Raw genomic sequence first — 19,560 nt, 5'->3', positions numbered from 1 at the left:
TTTTGACGGGAAAACAGGCCCGAAACCTTACCGTTTTTTTAACCGTAAATGTAGTGGCCGTTGGTGTCAGGGCTGCTGCTCTGCAAGAAACCGCCGGAACAGTTCTGCAGACCGCTCCGGGGCCTCCACCATCGGAGCGTGGCCGATGTCATCCAGAATGGCTTTGCGGGCATCGGGGATGGCGTCAACGAAGACGTCGGCGTTGCGGTAGTCAATCACCCGGTCCAGCTTGCCCCAGACCACCAGGACCGGCGCCTGGATGTTGGTGATGGCATTACGGAAATCCGGCTCAAAGCCGGTGTCGCGGATGGCGGCAAAGATGACTTCGTTGACTTCCCGGTTGGCGATGGCCTTTTCTTCCATTACGTCGAAGATGGGCCAGGGCACGAACGGGCGCTTCTCCAGGGCGAAATCCAGCAGCTTGTCGAAGTCACCTTCTTGCTTCGGAATCAGCGGGTTGTCGCCTTCCAGTACCAGGTCGACCAGTTCGCTCTCGTATTCGAAGATGCCTGCCGGGTCAAACAGCACCGCCGTTTGTACCTGGTCGGGATGGGTTGCGGAATAGAGAGCGGTGATGGCGCCGCCCATGGAGTTGCCCATCATGTGGAACCGCTCCACGCCCAGCTTTGCCAGCGCCTGGTTAAGGTAGCCCACCTGGTCTTCAAAGCGGTAGCCGATGTCCATGGGCTTGCTGCTGTCGCCATGGCCGGGCAGGTCGAAGGCGTAGATGTTGAACTCGCCTTTGAATTCCTTCGCCAGCCGGGTCCAGTTGTCCTTGTTGGCACCAAAGCCGTGAATCAGAACCACGGTGTCGCCGTCGACTCGCTCTTTGCTGCGCAGATAGGTGATATCCAGTTCCCCGACTGCGACCTGTTCGGTTTCCAACCCGGCGCTGGAGCGCTCCCAGCCGATGGCGCTGTCGTAGATGCCCTGTTTCGAGCAGGCGCTGATCAGAAGGGTGGTGGCAAGCAGCAGAACAAGGTTGAGTGCGTTACGGGTCACAGTGAACTCCTTTTCATGGTTTCGGGTTGATGGCCTAACACTAACCCATAAAAAAGCCCGGTCAATGACCGGGCTGACAGCTTTAACGGGCAGAGCCTGAAACTCAGCCTTGCTCCCGGGCAATGGCCCGGTAGGCAATGTCGTTACGGTAGAACATGCCGTTCCAGCTGATTTTCTTCGCCAGCGCATAGGCCCGTTGCTGGGCTTCGGTCACAGTGTTGCCCAAGGCGGTGGCGCAGAGTACGCGGCCGCCGGCGGTGACAACGTCGTCGCCGTTAAGCTTGGTGCCGGCGTGGAACACCTTCTCGCCTTCGGTTTCACTTTCCGGCAGGCCAGAGATCACGTCACCCTTGCTGTAGTCGGCAGGGTAGCCGCCGGCAGCCAGCACGATGCCCACAGAGGCGCGGTCGTCCCACTCGGAATCGCACTGGTCCAGGTTGCCATCCACGGCTGCCTGGCACAGCTCAACCATGTCAGACTTCATGCGCAGCATGATCGGCTGGGTTTCCGGGTCGCCGAAGCGGCAGTTGAACTCGATCACCTTCGGCGCACCGTTGGCATCGATCATCAGGCCGGCATACAGGAAGCCCTTGTAGGGATGACCTTCAGCCGCCATGCCGTTGACGGTGGGGTAGATCACCTCGTCCATGATTCGCTGGTGCACATCAGGCGTGACTACCGGGGCCGGAGAATAGGCACCCATGCCGCCGGTGTTGGGGCCGGTGTCGCCGTCGCCTACGCGCTTGTGGTCCTGGGAGGTAGCCATGGCCAGCACGTTCTTGCCGTCGACCATCACGATGAACGAGGCTTCTTCGCCGTCCAGGAATTCTTCCACCACCACGCGGCTGCCGGCATCACCGAAGGCATTGCCCGCGAGCATATCGCGGATAGCATCTTCGGCTTCTTCCAGGGTCATGGCCACGATTACGCCTTTACCGGCGGCCAGGCCGTCGGCCTTGACCACGATCGGCGCACCCTTTTCACGCACGTAGGCGAGGGCTTCGTCTACATCGGTGAAGTTGGCGTAGTCGGCGGTCGGGATCTTCTGGCGGGCCAGGAAGTCCTTGGTGAAGGCCTTGGAGCCTTCCAGCTGGGCTGCACCGGCGCTGGGGCCGAAGATGCGCAGGCCGCGGGCCTCAAACTTGTCCACCACGCCTGCCACCAGCGGCGCTTCCGGGCCAACGATGGTCAGGCTGACGTTGTTCTGCTCGGCGAAGTTGGCCAGGCCGTCCAGGTCCATCACGTCCAGGTCGACGTTCTCCAGGTTCGGTTCCCGGGCAGTACCGGCGTTACCCGGTGCCACAAAGACCTTGTCTGCCTGCGGAGACTGGGCTGCTTTCCACGCCAGGGCGTGTTCGCGCCCGCCACTGCCAATAACCAGAATGTTCATGTGCTGCTCCTGAATACGTTGATCAGTGACGGAAATGGCGCATGCCGGTGAAGACCATGGCAATGCCATGCTCGTTGGCGGCGTCGATCACTTCCTGGTCGCGCATGGAACCGCCCGGCTGGATCACTGCGGTGATACCGGCAGAGGCGGCGGCATCGATGCCGTCGCGGAACGGGAAGAACGCGTCTGATGACATGACTGAGCCTTTTACTTCCAGGCCTTCGTCAGCTGCTTTGATGCCGGCAATCTTCGCACTGTAGACGCGGCTCATCTGGCCGGCACCGACACCGATGGTGCGGCCGGCTTTGGCGTAGACGATGGCGTTGGATTTCACGTACTTGGCCACTTCCCAGGCGAACAGCAGGTCGTTCAGCTCCTGTTCGGTAGGCTGGCGCTCGGTGACGACTTTTACGTCTTCCATGGCCACCATACCGAGATCCCGGTCCTGCACCAGCAGGCCGCCGGTCACGCGCTTGTAGTCCATGGTCTGGGCGCGCTCGCCGCCGAATTCGCCGCAGGCCAGAAGGCGTACGTTCTTCTTGGCAGCAACAATCTCGACCGCTTCCGGCGCCACGCTCGGGGCAATAATGACTTCCACAAACTGGCGATCCACGATGGCCTTGGCAGTCGCGGCATCCAGTTCCCGGTTAAAGGCAATGATGCCGCCAAAGGCGGATGTCGGGTCGGTGGCGAAGGCCAGGTCGTAGGCTTGCAGGATGTCGGCACCGATGGCTACGCCACAGGGGTTGGCGTGCTTGACGATGACACAGGCCGGGTCGGCAAACGGCTTAACGCATTCCAAGGCGGCGTCGGTGTCGGCTACGTTGTTGTAGCTCAGTTCCTTGCCCTGCAGCTGTTTGGCGGTGGCCACGCAGGCTTCTTTCGGGTTGCGCTCGGCGTAGAAGGCGGCGCGCTGGTGCGGGTTCTCGCCGTAACGCATGTCCTGAACCTTCACGAACTGGGCGTTGAAGGTGCGGGGGAAGTCGGCGTTGTCGTTGTCCGGGGTACGGCCGCCCAGGTAGTTGGCGATGGCACCGTCGTAACCGGCGGTGTGCTCGAAGGCTTTTACTGCCAGGTCGAAGCGGGTGCTGTAGGTGAGCTGGCCGTCGTTGCTGTCCAGCTCTTTCAGAACCCGGCTGTAGTCGGAGGCGTTCACCACGATGGCGACATCGTTGTGGTTCTTGGCGGCGGCGCGAACCATGGTGGGGCCGCCGATGTCGATGTTCTCGATGGCAGTCGGCAGGTCACAGTCCGGGTTGGCCACGGTCTCTTCGAACGGATACAGGTTCACCACCACCATGTCGATGGGGTTGATGCCGTGTTCGCCCATGATGGCATCATCGGTGCCGCGACGGCCCAGAATGCCACCGTGAATCTTCGGGTGCAGGGTTTTTACCCGGCCATCCATCATCTCGGGAAAACCGGTGTAGTCGGACACTTCGGTGACCGGTACGTTGTTTTCCTGAAGCAGGCGGAAGGTACCGCCGGTGGACAGCAGCTCAACGCCGCGTTCAGTCAGGGCTCGGCCGAAATCGACGATGCCGGTTTTATCACTTACGCTGATCAGGGCGCGACGGACGGGGGTGTTTGCCTGGTTTGCCATGGTGACTGCCTTCCTTTGTCAGATTAAAGCAGACCGTACTGCTTGAGTTTCTTGCGCAGGGTGCCGCGGTTCAGGCCAAGCATGGTGGAGGCCTTGGTCTGGTTGTTGCGGGTGTACTTCATTACCTGCTCCAGCAGGGGTGCTTCAACTTCTGACAGTACCAGCTGGTACACGTCAGAAACCGGTGCGCCGTCCAGCTGCGTGAAGTAGTTTTTCAGGGCCACTTCCACGCTGTCACGCAGGGTGACACTGTTGCCGCTATTATTTACCGTGTGCAACTGATGGACATCATCGTTGGCCGGGGTGCCCAGGTTGTCGTTTGCCAAAGTCTCAGCGGTCATGCTGCGAATACCTCTCCATTTCGTAAGCCTGCAAAGTACTGTTCGATGCTGTCTTTCTGCTCCAGCGCATCTTCGATGCCGTTGAAGCGTGTTCGGAACTGTTTGTTCTCGTCGTGGGACTGCAGATACCAGCCCACATGCTTTCTGGCGATACGCACACCCATTTTCTCGCCGTAGAAGCTGTGCAGTTCGGCCAGGTGCTCCGACAGAATCTGCTCGACTTCATCCAGCGGTGGCTCAGCCAGGTGCGTGCCGGTTTCCAGGTAGTGCAGAATCTCCCGGAAGATCCATGGCCGGCCCTGTGCCCCACGGCCAATCAGCAGGCCGTCTGCGCCGGTGTGCGCGAGCACCTGCCGGGCTTTTTCCGGCGTGGTGATGTCGCCGTTGGCGAACACCGGAATACCCACGCTGGCTTTTACCGCAGCGATGGTGTCGTATTCGGCGTTTCCGTTGTATTTGTCTGCCCGGGTGCGGCCGTGCACTGCCAGTGCCTGGATACCGGCGTCTTCGGCCATGCGGGCGATCACCGGTGCGTTGCGGTTGTCCCGGTCCCAGCCGGTGCGCATTTTCAGGGTGACCGGTATATCCACGGCGGCCACAACGGCCTCGAGGATGGCCCGCACCAGTTTTTCATCTTTCATCAGGGCAGAACCGGCGGCCTTGTTACAGACCTTCTTGGCCGGGCAGCCCATGTTGATGTCGATGATCTGGGCACCGAACTCGGCATTTTGCCGGGCGGCATCCGCCAGCATCTCAGGGTCGCCGCCGGCAATCTGCACCGAGCGGGGTTCCGGTTCACCCTGATGATTCAGGCGGGTGCGCGATTTGCGCGTATGCCAGAGCTTGCTGTCTGCTATGACCATTTCCGATACCGCCAGACCAGCTCCCATTCGGCGGCAAAGCTGCCGGAAAGGGCGATCCGTTACGCCGGCCATGGGCGCAACAATAAGCGGGTTGGGCAGGGTGTACGGCCCGATTTTTGCCGTTGGCAGCATGATCTGAGTCCGTGTCACAGCGGGTTAAGCAAGGTTCGGTGGAGCGGTTGGTTAATTTCTGACCGCTCCGGTCTCCGAAGGGCGGTAATGATACCGCCGGGGGCACATCGATTGAAGGGGCGAAAGCAGGAAAAAGTTGATTATTTTTCGTGCTTTCTGGTTGACTTTTGCGCTGTCAACTGTGTGCCGGCATGGCGGTTGTCCGGCGCTGTCACGGGGATGCCGGCCGGAAATCCAGATTGTAGTTAACCGCGTCGCGGCCGGGGTCGCGAATGCTGATGGCGATGCGAACCGGTGTTTCCACCGGCATGGCATTCAGCCCGGAGGCTTCGCCGGCCAGGTATTCATCGGGGGAAAACACACTCTGGGCCACCACGTCGCCGTTAAGGTTCGAGAAGGTCAGGGCGATGGCCGGGAACGGCTGTTCAAAGCCTGCCCGGTTGAGGATAACCGCATCGACAATCAGCTGGGTCCGGTTTTCCGGATCGGTGCGTACCACCAGCTTCCGGCTCTGGATGGCGTCGACATCCACCAAGGGCTTGAGCTGGCAGCCGGCAAGTTCACAGCCTTTCTCGTAGAACGGGCGCAACTGGGGGATGGCAGACAGCCGGTCAAACTGGAACCAGGTAACCTGGGCCACCAGAACGCCAATCAGCACCAGTACCACCAGTGTCCAAAGGGCTGTGCGCAGGCCGCCACGGCCACCACCCACGGATACCGGGTCTCGGCGCAGGTCCTGGTACAGGTTGTCCGGCTGGAACGGTTTGGCGGGGCGGCTGGTGACAGGATCGCCCACCCGGTCGTCATCGGAGGTCAGGGGCGGTTCATGATCGGCGTGGGGTTGTGCCGGTTCGGGCTCCGGCTCAACTTTCAGAAGTTCAGGTTCAGGTTCAGGTTCAGGTTCAGGTTCGGGTTCCGTTTCGGGCTTGCCTTCCTGCCCGGGCTCCACCTCTTCAAGCATGGCTTCTGCCCAGCTTTCGTCTACCTGATGGTTGTCGTGATCGTCTGAGTCGTCCCGGAAGCCGGGGGCATCGGGTTCATCCACATCCCGGAAGCTGTCGCTGAGCTCGTCCTCATCGAATGTGAGCTTGCTGCCGGCGTAGCGGCCTTCAGTGGCGTCTTCTTCGGGGTTGTCGGCAAACACAAACTCGTCTTCGCCAAAACCGACATCCGCGGGTTCTTGCGGCTTTTCCTCGGGGGGCGTGGCAATCGTCCCGCTTTCAGTGACACGGTGTTCCAGGGCGTTGAACACGTTCATGCAGCTGCCGCAACGTACCTTGCCCCCGGCTACGCCGAGTTGTTCGTCGGTTACCCGGAAACGGGTTTCGCATTGGGGGCACTGGGTCTGCAGGCTGCTCTGGGTCATGCTTCGGTCCTGAAAGCGGGATCGCTAGGTCATTGCATTTTGGTCAGTACGAGCAGGCAGTTTAGTCATAAACGCCTGGGCCGTCATCTGTCCCTGCGCCGTCCTGTGAGGCGTATCCAGTCTTCTTTCTGTTCCGGCTCGTCCATGATGAACCACGGCTCGTAGGCATCCATCACTTCCCGGGCCTGGTTGAACAGAATGCCGGACAGTACCAGGTGGCCTCCGGGTCTGGTCAACTCTGCCAGCCTCGGCGCCAGGCCAATCAGCGGCTGGGCCAGGATGTTGGCCAGCATTACGTCAGCCCGGGTGTCGGGATCCTGTCCGGGCAGGTAGAGGTCCAGGCGGTTGTCTTCCACGCCGTTACGACGGGCGTTGTCGCGGCTGGCTTCCAGGGCTTGCGGGTCTGTATCCACGCCAATCACATGGTCCGCACCCAGCAGCAGGGCAGCCAGGCCCAGGATACCGGAGCCGCAGCCGTAGTCGGTTACCTGTTTGCCGGCAACATCCTGGCCGTCAAGCCATTCCAGGCACAGGGCGGTGGTGGGGTGGGTGCCGGTGCCGAAGGCCAGGCCAGGGTCCAGCAGCAGGTTGGCGGCGTCCGGATCCGGGGCTTCGTGCCAGCTGGGCACAATCCACAGGCGTTCACCGAACTGCAGCGGGTGGAAATCATCCATCCAGGCCCGTTCCCAGTCCTTGTCTTCCACCAGTGTCACTTCAATCTCGGCCAGGGACTGCTGGGTTTGCTGGTGCCAGGCGTCGCGGATATCCGCTAACAGCTGTTCGATGTTGCGATCTGACTGGAACAGGCCGGTAACGGTGGTCTGGCTCCAGAGGGGAGTGGTGCCCGGATCGGGCTCGTACAGGGGCTGGTCGGCTGCGTCTTCCATGGAAACGGCGTCTGCGCCCATTTCCATTAACAGATCTTCCAGCTGATCCGCGGTGTCCGGATCAGCTGGAATCTGGAGTTGTATCCAGGGCATGGTTAATCCCGCATCAGTTTCTCGAGGTAGTGGATGGTGAAGTCTACCTGTTTAAAGCCACCATCGCGTACCAGTTTTCGATGCAGGGGTTGATTGGTCTTGATGCCCTCGACCAGCATTTCGTCCAGCGCGTTCTTCATGCGCCGGCGGGCGATTTCCCGGTCGTCGCCCCAGGTGATCAGCTTGGCCACCAGGGAATCGTAGTACGGCGGTACGGTGTAGCCGCTGTACAGGTGCGAATCCACACGGATGCCGTTGCCGCCGGGAGCGTGGAAGTGCTTCACCTTGCCCGGGCTGGGCACGAAGGTTTGCGGGTCTTCGGCGTTGATCCGGCACTCGATGGCGTGGCCGGAAATATGGATTTCGTCCTGGCTGTACTGCAGCGGCAGGCCGCTGGCAATGCGCAGCTGCTCACGCACGATGTCCACGCCGGTGACCATCTCAGAAACTGGATGCTCAACCTGTACCCGGGTGTTCATTTCAATGAAATAGAACTCGCCGTCCTGGTACAGGAACTCGAAGGTGCCGGCGCCCACGTAACCGATTTCCTTACAGGCATCCACGCAGGCCTTGAGGGTGCGCTCCCGGGATTCCGGGTTGATGTTCGGAGCCGGTGCTTCCTCGATTACCTTCTGGTTGCGGCGCTGCATGGAGCAGTCCCGGTCGCCCAGGTGAATCACGTTACCGTGCATATCCGCCAGTACCTGGACTTCCACGTGGCGTGGAGTTTCCAGGAACTTCTCCAGATAGACGGTGGGATCGCCGAAGGCGTTCTTGGCTTCGGTCTGGGTAATCTGCACCGCTTTCAGCAGGGCGGCTTCAGAATGCACCACCTGCATGCCGCGACCACCACCGCCGGAAGCGGCCTTGATCATCACCGGGTAGCCGATCTGCTTCGCCAGCTTGAGGGTGCGCTCGTCGTCGTCCGTCAGCGGGCCGTCGGAGCCGGGTACGGTCGGTACGCCTGCCTTTTTCATGGCTTCGATGGCCGAGACCTTGTTACCCATCAGGCGAATGGTTTCTGCCCGGGGGCCGATGAAGCGGAAGCCGCTTTTCTCGACCTGCTCGGCAAAGTCGGCGTTCTCCGCCAAAAAGCCGTAGCCCGGGTGGATGCCCACGGAATCGGTCACCTCAGCAGCGCTGATGATGGTGGGAATGTTCAGGTAGCTTTCTGTGGGGCTGTTCGGGCCAATGCAGACAGATTCGTCTGCAAGGCGCACGTGCATCAGGTCGCGGTCGACCTGCGAGTGCACGGCAACCGTCTTGATGCCCAGCTCCTTGCACGCGCGGAGAATGCGCAGGGCAATTTCACCGCGGTTTGCGATCAGAACTTTTTCTAACATGGCCATGGTTAGCAATCACCGAATTCAGGAAATGACGACCAGGGGCTGGTCAAACTCAACCGGCTGGCCATTTTCGACCAGGATTTCGGTAATGGTACCGGCCTTGTCGGCTTCGATCTGGTTCATCATCTTCATGGCTTCAACGATGCAAATCACGTCGCCAGCATTCACGGTCTGGCCCACTTCAACGAATGCAGCAGCTGTGGGTGAGGGTGAACGATAGAAGGTGCCAACCATCGGAGACTTCACGGTATGGCCTCTCGGTGCAGCCGGGGCAGCAGCTTCTGCAGCCGGTGCTGCTTCAGCCACGGGCGCCGGTGCCTGGGGCGCCTGCGGTGCGGCGTAGTGGCTTACATAATGGCCATCGGCAGCTGCCTGCTCGCGACGGCGGGAAATGCGTACCGAGTCGTCGCCTTCGTGAATCTCCAGCTCTTCGACATCAGACTCTTCGAGCAGCTCGATCAGTTTCTTGATTTTGCGAATATCCATAACTGTTTCAGTCCCGTTTTACTGGTCTATCGGTGAATTCGTTGCAGGGCAGCCTGCAGTGCCAGGTCATAGCCCTGACTGCCCAGCCCGCAGATAACGCCTACGGCGATATCCGAAAAGTACGAGTGATGGCGGAAAGGCTCCCGCGCATGCACGTTGGAAAGATGCACTTCAATAAACGGAATGCCGGATGCCAGCATGGCGTCACGCAGCGCCACGCTGGTGTGGGTGAAGGCGGCCGGATTGATAATGATGAAATCCACGCCTTCGGCCCGGGCTTCGTGCACACGCTCGATCAGCTCATATTCCGCATTCGATTGCAGGTGCAGGAGATGATGGCCTTTGTCTGCCGCTTTCTCTCGCAACCGGTCATCGATATCGGCCAGAGTCTCATAGCCATACACCTCGGGCTCACGGGTGCCGAGCATGTTGAGGTTGGGGCCATGGAGCACAAGTATGGTCGACATGGTAATTTTGCCTTGGTGTTGTTTGAACAGGATCGCCGAAGATAACGGCACGTTACCCGAATGGTGCGTGCTTGTTAGCCCAGGATCAACACTTTTTGACAATCTTCCTGCTGCCGGACTGGTCCTGAAAAAGCTTACACAGCAATGGCCGGCGGTGCGATGACATTTCGTTGATGGCCTCAATTGTCGGCCATGGTTACCAAGGCGGCTATTCGACATTGGTTTCATGGGCCGGGCGGGGCGCCCGGCCCGGAGGGGTGGTCAGGAGGCCAGGCTGATCTGGTTGCGGCCGTGTTCTTTCGAGCGGTATAAGGCCTGGTCTGCCCGTTCGCACAGTGACTGGGCGCTGTCGCCCTGCCAGCTGGCAACGCCACAACTGAATGACACCCGGAACTCCTGTTCGCCGGCCTGCTGCTGCAGCTCGGAGAAACGCTGGCGGATGTCGTTAAGGACGTTCCGGGCATCCTGCGCGGACGTGTTGGGCAGGATCACGGCAAACTCTTCACCGCCATAGCGGCCGATGTGATCGGTTTTGCGCAACCGCTGTTTCAGAAACATGGAAAGGCTGCGCAGTATGCGGTCGCCGATGGGGTGGCCATAGGTGTCGTTGACCTTCTTGAACTCGTCAATATCGATCATGGCAAAGGCCAGCGGCTGGTCTTTCTGGCGTGCCCGCAACAGCTCCTGTTCCAGCAGGTACAGCGTGTGGGTATGGTTATACAGGCCGGTCAGGCTGTCGCGGATCATCAGTGCCAGTAACGAGCGGGCCCGGCGGCCCCGGTTGTGGATGGTTGCCACCAGGTGTTTCGGGTCAATCGGCTTGGTCAGGAAGTCGTCGCCGCCCAGGCTCATGGCCTGCAGCTGCTTGTTCACGTCTTCCTCTGCCGACAGGTAGATAATCGGTACGCTGTGGAATTTGTCCTGCTGGCGGATAACCCGGGCGATCTCGGTGCCGGTGCAACCGGGCATGTACATGTCGAGGATGATGATTTCCGGAGAGAACTCGTCCAGGGCGTTGATAATCTGCATCGGGTCGGTGATAACGTAGGCGTTCATGCCGGCCCGCTTGAGCACCGTCTCCATGAATTTCGCCTGGGCCCGGGAGTCGTCCAGTACCAGCACCTTGTAGGGCTCGCTGGAATTGCCGTTGCAGTAGGTTTCGATTTTCTCGATCAGCTGGCCCGGGTCTACGGCCGGGTAAAAGAATTCCTCTCCGCCACAGCGGGATGCCCGCAACCGGGTTTCAATGGTGCCATCGTCTTCGCTGACGAAGATAATCGGGATGGGAGTCTCGTGCCGGGCCTGTAACTGCTCTACGGTGCTGATACCCGCCAGGGCGGATCCGCCGAAGTTCACATCCATCAGGATGGTTTCCGGCTTGCTCTGGTTGCAGGCCTCGACCAGCTCCCGGGCGGTGGCGAAGGCGGCGGCCCGGAACCCGAAAAATTCCAGCTGGCGGATCAGCCGGTTGGCGGTTTCACTGTTGTCCAGGGCAATGTAGACCGGGGTGCGACGGTATTGCTGCGGTGCCTGACCCGTGGCCTGGTCGGAGCGGCGCTGGGTGCTCTGGCACAGGCTGCCGGTGGCTTCCTGTAATTGCGCAGCCAGGTTGTCATCCAGGGCTGAGCCCGGCGCCCAGCTTGCCAGCAGTTGCAGGATGCGCTTGCCGGCAACGGCGTGGTCATTCATCTCGAAGCGCAGGGCGTAGCGCACCAGTTTGTCGGTGTCTGCGGCAAACAGCTCGCGGAGGCTTTCGGCCTGGCCCCGGTTCTCGCTGATCTTCTGCCAGGTATCCAGTACCACCCGGGCCTGGGTGGTTACACGGCGGGCGAAGTGTTGCCTGAGTTTTTCTTTCTGGCTCTCGTCGTTCATGGGGCTCCGGCCTGTGTCCTTTTTATGAAGATGCACCCGATCCGCAGGGGTAACTTTCTAACCTTAGTCGGTTTTCAGAGTCTATAGTGTTTAATGTTGTCGGCGTAGATTGCACACTGTAAATGTTTGTCAACTCTGCGGCACCGGTCACGGGCCGCTGATCACGGGAATCGTTCAGGCCAGCATGGCCGGGGCCGGGATATCATGGCAAGGAAGCACACAAACACGTTCGCAGCCCAGCAGGGTGAAATCTCCCTGAGCAGCCTGCTGACCCTGTTCACCAGCGGTTTGTTGGTGATCATTCTTGCCGCAGCGTTTATCACCAGTTTCGGGCACTTCCGGGACTACGTGGCGGACCAGCTCACAGACCACGCCCTTGACGGAGCGACCGCTACCGGGCTTTCCCTCTCCAACGCGATTGACGGCTCAGACCCTGTGGCCTCGGCGTCCCTGGTGGATGCGGTTTTTGACAGCGGCCGTTACCTGTCGGTGGAATACATCGGCCATGACGGCCAGGAGATTGCGGGCCGGCGTATGGCGCTGAAGGGTGCGGCCGCCCCCGGCTGGTTTATTCGCCTGGCGGAGCTGCCGTTGCCGCAAGCGGAGGCGGAAGTGGTACGGGGCTGGTCGCGCCTGGGCAAGGTCAGGGTGGTCAGTCATCCGGGCCGCGCCTACGACGACCTGTGGCGCATATCCCTGGGCTTGCTGGTTAGCGTGCTGGTGATCGGCGGTGCGGGCCTGGTGGCCCTGTTTCTGTTGGTGCGCCGGTTACTGCGGCCGCTGTCGGCACTGGAGCAGCAGGCCCGGGCCTGGGGCCGGCGGGATTTCCGGAACCGGGTGCGCACCCGCTCCACCCGTGAGCTGAACCGCGTAACCGAAGCCATGAACCAGATGGCGGACGACCTGGAGCGTTTGTTTGTCGGTCAGGGCCGGCTTATCCAGCATTTGCGCAAAGTGAACAGTGAAGACCCGGTAACCGGGCTGGCCAGCCGCAGTTCCTTTGACCAGCGCCTGAAAGCGGAAATCATGTCGGAAGAAAAGTCGGCTCCCGGTGTGTTGGCCATGATCCGCCTGGCGGGCTTTGCCGATTACAACATGGCCTATGGCCGTGAAGAGGGCGACCAGTTACTGCGCCAGGTGGCCGGAAGCCTGGCCGGGTTTACTGCCCGCCACCCGCAATCCTTTGCCGGCCGGCGCACCGGCGCGGAGTTTGTGGTGTTTCTGCCAGGAGCGCCGGCAGCCGACGCCCGGAACTGGCTTGAGCGGTTAATCCAGGAACTGGACAGTATCTATTGCGACCTGGCCTCGCCCATGGACACGGCCGTGCACGGAGGGCTGGCGGTGGCTTTGCCCGGGGCCGGGGTTCGTGACCTGCTGGCGGCGGCGGATGAAGGCTTGCGGGCAGCCCAGGAGAAATGCGAATCCGGTTGCTGCCTGGAGCAGGCCGGGGCGGACAGCCATCTCACCATGGAATCCTGGCGCGACCTGCTGGCCGGTGCCATTGAATCCGGGAACCTGTCATTGTGGCTGCAGCCAATGGTGACCTGTGAAGACGGTGCCCTGGCCCATTATCAGGCGTTTTCGCGCATTCCCTCGCCGGAGGGCGACCTCAAGGCCGGGGCATTTCTGCCCGTGGCCGAACGCCTGGGCCTGATTGCCGGCATTGACCGGTTGTTGCTGGCCCGGGTGCTGGCGATGCTGGAACAGACGCCGGACCAAACCCTGGCCATATCGCTGGGGGTTTCCTCCGTTGGTGATGACCGCTTCTGTGAAGACCTGCTGGAAGCGCTGACCCGGGCCGGGAACCGGGTGGCCAGGCTGTGGGTAGGCATTCCCGAACTTGCGCTGAACCATCATCGCAAAAAGGCTGGCTGGCTGGTTCGGGCGCTGGTGAAAATTGGCGTTCCGGTGATGGTGGATCGTTTCGGCGTTGGCGGGGTGCCGTTCAGCTATCTGAGAAATCTGCCTTTCCGGGGCATTCGTATCGACAACAGTTTCATCCACGACCTGGACAGCCACAGCGAGAACCGGTTCTGGGTGGAGTCGGTGATCGGCATCGCGCACAGCCGCGGCGTGCGGGTGTTCGCCACCGGAGTGGAAACCGAAGCGGAATACTCGGTAGTCTGTAAGCTGGGTATTGATGGCGCCATGGGATACCATCTGGGCAGGCCCTTCGGGGCAGACGAATAAGCAACGGGAGAACGGGAGACTTATGTCGGGCAAGATCAGACAGTACTTCAGGGACAAAAAGGAAGACGTACAGGATTACACCGGAGGCAGTGGTGTAATCGGTAAATTTGTACTGGCGGTGCTGGTGGTATACCTGCTGGTTACGATTGTGCTCGGCATGTACTGGAGCAGCGAGCCGGATACCTTCTCTGTGCGTGACCATACCCGAACCCTGGCCAACACCATGGAGCGGGAGCCGGTAACCGGGTTTGCCACCACCGCCACCATGATCCGGATTGCCGAAACCCTGCTGGACAAGCCGGGCGGATACATCTCTAACGACATCTTCCCCCCGGGATTGTGGCTGGACAACATGCCCAACTGGGAGTACGGCGCGCTGGTGCAGCTGCGGGACCTGTCCCGGGCCATGCGTAAAGACATCAGCCGTTCCCAGAGCCAATCGGCTGAAGACCCGGACCTGACCATTGCCGAGCCCCAGTTGCACTTCGACAGCGAGAGCTGGGCGATACCCTCCACCGAGGCTGAGTACCGTCGCGGTATCAATGCCCTCAAGCGCTATCTGAACCGGTTGTCGGACCCCGCCCAGGCCGATGCCCAGTTCTTTGCCCGCGCGGACAACCTGGGTAACTGGCTGGCAGACCTGGAAACCCGCCTGGGCAGCCTGTCCCGCACCCTGAGCGAGAGTGTGGGCAAGGCCTCGGTGTCCGATGCGGTTGCCAACCTTGATCCGGACGATCCGCTGTCTGAAGACATCGGCGGTGAGGATGTGAAAACCGTCTGGACCAGGATTGACGATGTGTTCTACGAAGCCCGCGGCAGTGCCTGGGCCCTGCTGCACATCTTCCGGGCCATTGAAGTGGACTTCCGCAAGGTGATTGTGGACAAGAACGCCATGGCCAGTGTGAAGCAGATCATTATCGAGCTGGAAGGCACCCAGGAATCCATGTGGAGCCCGGTGATCCTGAATGGCAGTGGCTTTGGCCTGCTGGCTAACCACTCCCTGACCATGGCCGCTTACCTGTCACGGGCCAATGCAGCAATCAGTGACATGCGGGACCTGTTGTCACGGGGGTAACAACGGATATGCGTTACCCGGGAGGGTAACGCAGACACAAAAAAAACGGGGAGCTGTTAGGGCTGCCCGGTTTTTTTGTGCCTGATACGTGATCAGCCTTTGTAGGCGTTCACGGCATCAACAATGGCTTGCTTGGCAGCGGCGGCGTTGTCCCAGCCTTGTACCTTCACCCACTTGCCCGGCTCGAGAGTCTTGTAGTTCTCGAAGAAGTGACGGATCTGGTCGCGCAGCAGCTCGGGCAGGTCGTCGATTTCTTTAACGTCGTGGTAAGTGGTGGTCAGCTTGTCGTGGGGAACCGCAACCAGCTTGGCGTCGCCACCGGCTTCGTCTTCCATGTTCAGTACACCCACCGGACGGCAGCGAATAACGGAACCGGCCTGGATCGGGTACGGGGTTACTACCAGCACGTCCAGCGGGTCGCCGTCGTCAGCCAGGGTGTGCGGGATGAAGCCGTAGTTGGCCGGGTAGAACATGGGGGTAGCCATGAAACGGTCAACCAGCAGGGCGCCCATGTCTTTGTCCAGTTCGTACTTGACCGGGGAGCTGTTAGCCGGGATTTCGATGGCTACGTAGATGTCTTCCGGCGGGTTCTTGCCAGCGGGGATGTTGTCGAATTGCATGTGCGATCCTTCCTGCTACGTTAGTGTTCGTTTAACTGCGGTGGAAAATTGGGCGCAATTATACGGAAGTCTCCTGCCATTCGAAACTAAACCTTGGTCACAGCCGGATCTGTTTGGCAATCAGCTCCTTCATGATTTCCGTGGTGCCGCCGCCGATCGACAGGATTTTGGCATCCCGGTACAGGCGCTCCACCACCGATTCCCGCATGAAGCCCATGCCGCCGAACAGCTGCACCGCCTCGCGGGTGACTTTTTCGCACACGTCGACGGAGAAGTTCTTGGCCATGGCCACCTGTTTGATCGGGTTTTTGCCGGCCTGCATCAGCGCCGCGCAGCGATAGGTGTATTCCCGGGCGATGTCGATCTGGGTGGCCATGTCCACCAGCTTGTGGCGGGTTACCTGGAAGCCGGAGACCGGGCGGCCGAAGGCCTTGCGTTCCTTGACGTGATGCATCGCGGCTTCATAGGCCAGCTGGGCGGTCATGTAGGCCATGATGGACAGGCTCAGGCGTTCGGCCAGGAAGTTGCTCACGATGGCAATGAAGCCGGCGTTTTCGGCGCCGATCAGGCGGTCGGCCGGTACCCTGCAGTCTTCGAAGAAGAGTTCGGCGGTGTCGCTGGCCCACCAGCCCATCTTGCGGAGCCTGGTGCCGGTGCTGAAGCCGGGCATGTCACGGTCGATCAGCAGCAGGCTGATGCCGCCATGGCCCTCGCCGCCGGTGCGCACAGCCACGGTGTAGTGGTCGGCACGGGTGCCGCTGGTGATGAAGGTTTTGCTGCCGTTGACGATGTAATGGTCGCCGTCTTTTACAGCTCGGGTTTTCAGGTTGGCGACGTCAGAGCCGCCGCCGGGTTCGGTGACCGCCAGGGCGGCAATTTTTTCGCCCCGGAGCACCGGCGGTACGATCTGATCGCGTATTTCTTTTTTAGCCCACTTGGCCACCGGTGGCAGGCCGATATCCAGGGAACCGATGCTGGCGACAAAACCGCCGGAGGTGGAGCGCATCAGCTCTTCGGACACGGCTACTTTCATGAAAATATCGCCTTCACCAACGCCACCAAGCGCTTCCGGAAAGCCAATGCCCAGCAGCCCTGCGTCGCCTGCCTTCTGGTAGATTTCCCGGGGGAACTCGCCGGCTTCTTCCCAGTTGTCGACATGGGGCAGTACGTGGGTTTCGATAAATTTACGGGCGGTCAGGCGAACCTGTTCGTGGGTTTCGTTGAAGTAGTCAGACACAATCGGGCTTCCCGCGTTCTTGTTGGTGTTATCCGAAGTGTCTCTTAAATTTCTTTACCAAGCAAGCGCTTGGTTTGTGCGTGTGGGCCAGAAAAAGCCGGCGCTGCTGGCCGGCTTGGTCGCTTGCTGCTTCCGGCTCAGGCGCCGGGGCGGGCAATGCTCTTCACGCCTTCGCTGGTGCCCAGCAGCAGCAAGTCCGCCGGGCGCCGCGCGAACAGGCCGTTGGTAACCACGCCGACAATGTTGTTGAGCCGCTCTTCCACCTGGATCGGTCGGGAGATGTCCAGGTTGTGGATGTCGATGATGATGTTGCCGTTGTCAGTGACAAAGCCATCCCGGTAAACCGGGTCGCCACCGAGTTTGACGATTTCCCGGCCCACATGGCTGCGAGCCATGGGAATGACTTCCACGGGCAGCGGGAATTCGCCCAGAATGCCCACCATCTTCGATTCGTCGGCAATACAGATAAACGTCTTGGCGACGGCAGCCACAATCTTTTCCCGGGTCAGGGCGCCGCCGCCGCCCTTGATCAGTTCCAGGCGCTCGTTGGTTTCGTCGGCACCGTCGACATAGAACTCGATTTCGTTAACGGCGTTCAGGTCATACACCGGAATGCCTTGTTTTTTCAGGCGTTCGGCGGTGGCTTCGGAGCTCGCTACGGCGCCGTCGAAATCGTTTTTGTACTCGGCCAGGTAATCGATGAAAAAGTTGGCCGTACTGCCGGTGCCGACGCCTACGATGCTTTTCGGCTCCAGGTGCGGGGCAATGTGGTCTACGGCAGCTTTGGCAACGGCTTGTTTCAGTTCGTCCTGGGTCATGGCGGAGCTCCGGGGGATTGTCGGGTTGAATTCGCTTCTCATTATACGCTCGCAGTGTCTGTGCTTATAGACGGCTACCGTGCAAAGTTTCTAAACTGTAGGTTTTTCCCAGCCACTCACCAGCAACCGGAACCATCATGCCGCAACGCTACATCAAGAAGATTCTCGATGCGCGGGTTTACGACATCGCCATCGAAACACCGCTGACTGAAGCCCGCAGCCTGTCCAAGCGCTTTGGCAACAATATTATGCTCAAGCGTGAAGACCTTCAGCCAGTGTTCTCCTTCAAGATTCGTGGCGCATACAACCGGATTGCCCAGCTCTCGGAAGAGCAGAAAGCCAAGGGCGTGATCTGTGCCTCCGCCGGTAACCATGCCCAGGGCGTGGCGTTGTCGGCCAAGCAACTGGGAATCAAGGCCGTGATCGTGATGCCCCAGACCACGCCTGACATCAAAGTGAAGTCGGTGCGGGACCGGGGCGCCCGGGTAGTACTCAAAGGCGACGCCTTCGACGAAGCTGCCGCCCATGCCCAGGAGCTGATCAAAAAACACGGCTACACCTACATCCCGCCCTACGACGACCCGGACGTCATCGCCGGGCAGGGCACCGTAGCCATGGAAATGATGTGGCAATTTTCCCAGCCCATGCACGCGGTATTCATCCCCGTGGGCGGCGGCGGCCTGATCGCCGGCATGGCGGCGTACATCAAATACCTGCGCCCGGACATCAAAGTGATCGGCGTGGAACCGGAAGACTCCAACTGCCTGCAAGCCGCCATGGCGGCCGGTGAGCGGGTGATCCTGGACGAAGTAGGTATCTTTGCAGACGGTGTGGCGGTTAAACAGATCGGGGAAGAACCCTGGAACATCTGTAAAGACGCTGTCGATGAAGTCATCACGGTTTCGACAGACGAAATCTGCGCCGCCATCAAAGACGTATTCGAAGACACCCGCTCCATCGCAGAACCGGCAGGGGCACTGTCGGTGGCCGGCATGAAAAAATACATCGAGCGGGAGCAGCTTGAAGGCGAAAACCTGGCTGGCGTGCTCAGCGGCGCCAACATGAACTTCGACCGCTTGCGCTACATCTCCGAACGCACTGAAATCGGCGAAAAACGCGAAGCCATCCTGGCCGTCACCATCCCGGAAAAACCGGGCGCGTTCAAAACCTTCATCAACGCCCTGCACAAACGCAGCATCACCGAATTCAACTACCGCTACGCCGATGCCAGCGAAGCCGTCATCTTCGTTGGCATCCAGATCCAGGCCGGCGGCCTGGGCCGCGAAGAGCTGGTGCAGGAACTGCGCGAAACCGGCTACTCCGTCATCGACCTCACCGACAGCGACCTGGCCAAGCAACACATCCGCCACATGGTCGGCGGCCACGCCCCGTCGGTCAGCAACGAAGTCATCTACCAGTTCGAATTCCCCGAACGCCCGGGCGCGTTGCTGAAGTTCCTCATGTCCCTCGGCACCCGCTGGAACATCTCCCTGTTCCACTACCGCAACCACGGCGCAGCCTACAGCCGCGTTTTGCTGGGTGCCCAGGTTAACGAAGCGGAAATTCCGGATTTCGAGAAAATGCTGGAGAAAGTGGGCTTCCGCTACGAAAACATGACCGATAACGAGGCCTACCGGTTGTTCCTGGGCGCGGGTAACGGAAGCGGCAACGCAAAGTAGAAACCGGGCACGGGCCTTTTGCGTGGATTGCCGAATCAGGGGCTGGTGGGGCCTTCCGAAACACGCTCCTTCGGCACATCCATGTGACGCTTG

At 60.4% G+C, this 19,560-nt stretch carries 17 protein-coding genes; 3 read left to right on the top strand and 14 right to left on the bottom strand.

What is annotated here, in order from left to right; genetic code table 11:
• Positions 1 to 66: 66 nt before the first annotated feature.
• The 11 genes from B2589_RS09795 to B2589_RS09745 form a co-directional block, all read right to left on the bottom strand.
• Entirely contained in the window at positions 67 to 1,002 is a 936-nt protein-coding gene (locus B2589_RS09795; protein ID WP_286816451.1) for an alpha/beta fold hydrolase, read from the bottom strand.
• A 103-nt stretch (positions 1,003 to 1,105) separates the two neighbouring features.
• Positions 1,106 to 2,392, bottom strand: coding sequence for a phosphoribosylamine--glycine ligase (gene purD, locus B2589_RS09790; protein WP_286816449.1), 1,287 nt, complete (start codon positions 2,390 to 2,392; stop codon positions 1,106 to 1,108).
• A gap of 22 nt (positions 2,393 to 2,414) precedes the next feature.
• Positions 2,415 to 3,995: a bifunctional phosphoribosylaminoimidazolecarboxamide formyltransferase/IMP cyclohydrolase gene (gene purH / locus B2589_RS09785; RefSeq protein ID WP_286816448.1), complete on the bottom strand. Its 1,581-nt coding sequence runs from the start codon at positions 3,993 to 3,995 to the stop codon at positions 2,415 to 2,417.
• A gap of 23 nt (positions 3,996 to 4,018) precedes the next feature.
• Positions 4,019 to 4,336, bottom strand: a complete 318-nt coding sequence (gene fis / locus B2589_RS09780) for a DNA-binding transcriptional regulator Fis (RefSeq protein ID WP_022988371.1) — start codon at positions 4,334 to 4,336, stop codon at positions 4,019 to 4,021.
• Positions 4,333 to 5,331: a tRNA dihydrouridine synthase DusB gene (dusB, locus tag B2589_RS09775; protein WP_058341878.1), complete on the bottom strand. Its 999-nt coding sequence runs from the start codon at positions 5,329 to 5,331 to the stop codon at positions 4,333 to 4,335. Before dusB ends, fis begins: the two co-directional genes overlap by 4 nt.
• 211 nt (positions 5,332 to 5,542) lie before the next feature.
• The gene (locus B2589_RS09770) at positions 5,543 to 6,697 is read right to left on the bottom strand and encodes a DUF3426 domain-containing protein (protein WP_286816446.1); all 1,155 of its coding nucleotides are present in this window, start codon (positions 6,695 to 6,697) and stop codon (positions 5,543 to 5,545) included.
• An 83-nt stretch (positions 6,698 to 6,780) separates the two neighbouring features.
• Complete coding sequence (gene prmA / locus B2589_RS09765; protein WP_286816444.1) at positions 6,781 to 7,677, bottom strand: 50S ribosomal protein L11 methyltransferase; 897 nt, start codon at positions 7,675 to 7,677, stop codon at positions 6,781 to 6,783.
• 2 nt (positions 7,678 to 7,679) lie between these two features.
• The gene (gene accC / locus B2589_RS09760; RefSeq protein ID WP_022988367.1) at positions 7,680 to 9,026 is read right to left on the bottom strand and encodes an acetyl-CoA carboxylase biotin carboxylase subunit; all 1,347 of its coding nucleotides are present in this window, start codon (positions 9,024 to 9,026) and stop codon (positions 7,680 to 7,682) included.
• Positions 9,027 to 9,044: 18 nt separating this feature from the next.
• Complete coding sequence (accB, locus tag B2589_RS09755) at positions 9,045 to 9,509, bottom strand: acetyl-CoA carboxylase biotin carboxyl carrier protein (protein WP_286816442.1); 465 nt, start codon at positions 9,507 to 9,509, stop codon at positions 9,045 to 9,047.
• A 26-nt stretch (positions 9,510 to 9,535) separates the two neighbouring features.
• On the bottom strand, positions 9,536 to 9,976 hold the full coding sequence (gene aroQ / locus B2589_RS09750) for a type II 3-dehydroquinate dehydratase (protein ID WP_022988365.1): 441 nt from the start codon (positions 9,974 to 9,976) through the stop codon (positions 9,536 to 9,538).
• Between the two features lie 261 nt (positions 9,977 to 10,237).
• Complete coding sequence (locus B2589_RS09745) at positions 10,238 to 11,848, bottom strand: GGDEF domain-containing response regulator (protein ID WP_286816441.1); 1,611 nt, start codon at positions 11,846 to 11,848, stop codon at positions 10,238 to 10,240.
• A 204-nt stretch (positions 11,849 to 12,052) separates the two neighbouring features.
• On the opposite strand from B2589_RS09745, the gene B2589_RS09740 reads away from it, so the two are divergent.
• Together B2589_RS09740 and B2589_RS09735 are read left to right on the top strand one after the other, a co-directional pair.
• A complete protein-coding gene (locus B2589_RS09740) occupies positions 12,053 to 14,038 on the top strand; it encodes a bifunctional diguanylate cyclase/phosphodiesterase (RefSeq protein ID WP_286816440.1) in 1,986 nt (661 codons plus the stop codon).
• Between the two features lie 22 nt (positions 14,039 to 14,060).
• On the top strand, positions 14,061 to 15,113 hold the full coding sequence (locus B2589_RS09735; protein ID WP_286816438.1) for a DUF2333 family protein: 1,053 nt from the start codon (positions 14,061 to 14,063) through the stop codon (positions 15,111 to 15,113).
• A 92-nt stretch (positions 15,114 to 15,205) separates the two neighbouring features.
• Here the strand turns inward: B2589_RS09735 and ppa are convergent, their stop codons facing one another.
• The 3 genes from ppa to rpiA form a co-directional block, all read right to left on the bottom strand.
• Positions 15,206 to 15,733: an inorganic diphosphatase gene (gene ppa, locus B2589_RS09730; RefSeq protein ID WP_022988360.1), complete on the bottom strand. Its 528-nt coding sequence runs from the start codon at positions 15,731 to 15,733 to the stop codon at positions 15,206 to 15,208.
• A 97-nt stretch (positions 15,734 to 15,830) separates the two neighbouring features.
• Positions 15,831 to 16,970, bottom strand: coding sequence for an acyl-CoA dehydrogenase family protein (locus B2589_RS09725; protein ID WP_286816437.1), 1,140 nt, complete (start codon positions 16,968 to 16,970; stop codon positions 15,831 to 15,833).
• A gap of 137 nt (positions 16,971 to 17,107) precedes the next feature.
• A complete protein-coding gene (gene rpiA, locus B2589_RS09720; protein WP_286816436.1) occupies positions 17,108 to 17,788 on the bottom strand; it encodes a ribose-5-phosphate isomerase RpiA in 681 nt (226 codons plus the stop codon).
• Positions 17,789 to 17,925: 137 nt separating this feature from the next.
• Here rpiA and ilvA point away from each other — a divergent pair, with 137 nt between their 5' ends.
• Positions 17,926 to 19,467, top strand: coding sequence for a threonine ammonia-lyase, biosynthetic (gene ilvA / locus B2589_RS09715; protein ID WP_199458162.1), 1,542 nt, complete (start codon positions 17,926 to 17,928; stop codon positions 19,465 to 19,467).
• Positions 19,468 to 19,560 lie beyond the last annotated feature (93 nt).

It is taken from the genome of Marinobacter sp. UBA3607 (assembly GCF_002375525.1).
Lineage (GTDB): Bacteria > Pseudomonadota > Gammaproteobacteria > Pseudomonadales > Oleiphilaceae > Marinobacter > Marinobacter vinifirmus.
This window is presented reverse-complemented; position numbering and strand designations above follow the sequence as displayed.

Coding starts and splice junctions, on each gene's coding strand:
- B2589_RS09770 (WP_286816446.1), bottom strand. CDS start 6,697: ATGACCCAGAGCAGCCTGCAGACCCAGTGCCCCCAATGCGAAACCCGT.
- aroQ (WP_022988365.1), bottom strand. CDS start 9,976: ATGTCGACCATACTTGTGCTCCATGGCCCCAACCTCAACATGCTCGGC.
- purD (WP_286816449.1), bottom strand. CDS start 2,392: ATGAACATTCTGGTTATTGGCAGTGGCGGGCGCGAACACGCCCTGGCG.
- B2589_RS09745 (WP_286816441.1), bottom strand. CDS start 11,848: ATGAACGACGAGAGCCAGAAAGAAAAACTCAGGCAACACTTCGCCCGC.
- ppa (WP_022988360.1), bottom strand. CDS start 15,733: ATGCAATTCGACAACATCCCCGCTGGCAAGAACCCGCCGGAAGACATC.
- B2589_RS09735 (WP_286816438.1), top strand. CDS start 14,061: ATGTCGGGCAAGATCAGACAGTACTTCAGGGACAAAAAGGAAGACGTA.
- accC (WP_022988367.1), bottom strand. CDS start 9,026: ATGGCCATGTTAGAAAAAGTTCTGATCGCAAACCGCGGTGAAATTGCC.
- fis (WP_022988371.1), bottom strand. CDS start 4,336: ATGACCGCTGAGACTTTGGCAAACGACAACCTGGGCACCCCGGCCAAC.
- B2589_RS09740 (WP_286816440.1), top strand. CDS start 12,053: ATGGCAAGGAAGCACACAAACACGTTCGCAGCCCAGCAGGGTGAAATC.
- purH (WP_286816448.1), bottom strand. CDS start 3,995: ATGGCAAACCAGGCAAACACCCCCGTCCGTCGCGCCCTGATCAGCGTA.
- ilvA (WP_199458162.1), top strand. CDS start 17,926: ATGCCGCAACGCTACATCAAGAAGATTCTCGATGCGCGGGTTTACGAC.
- prmA (WP_286816444.1), bottom strand. CDS start 7,677: ATGCCCTGGATACAACTCCAGATTCCAGCTGATCCGGACACCGCGGAT.
- accB (WP_286816442.1), bottom strand. CDS start 9,509: ATGGATATTCGCAAAATCAAGAAACTGATCGAGCTGCTCGAAGAGTCT.
- dusB (WP_058341878.1), bottom strand. CDS start 5,331: ATGCTGCCAACGGCAAAAATCGGGCCGTACACCCTGCCCAACCCGCTT.
- rpiA (WP_286816436.1), bottom strand. CDS start 17,788: ATGACCCAGGACGAACTGAAACAAGCCGTTGCCAAAGCTGCCGTAGAC.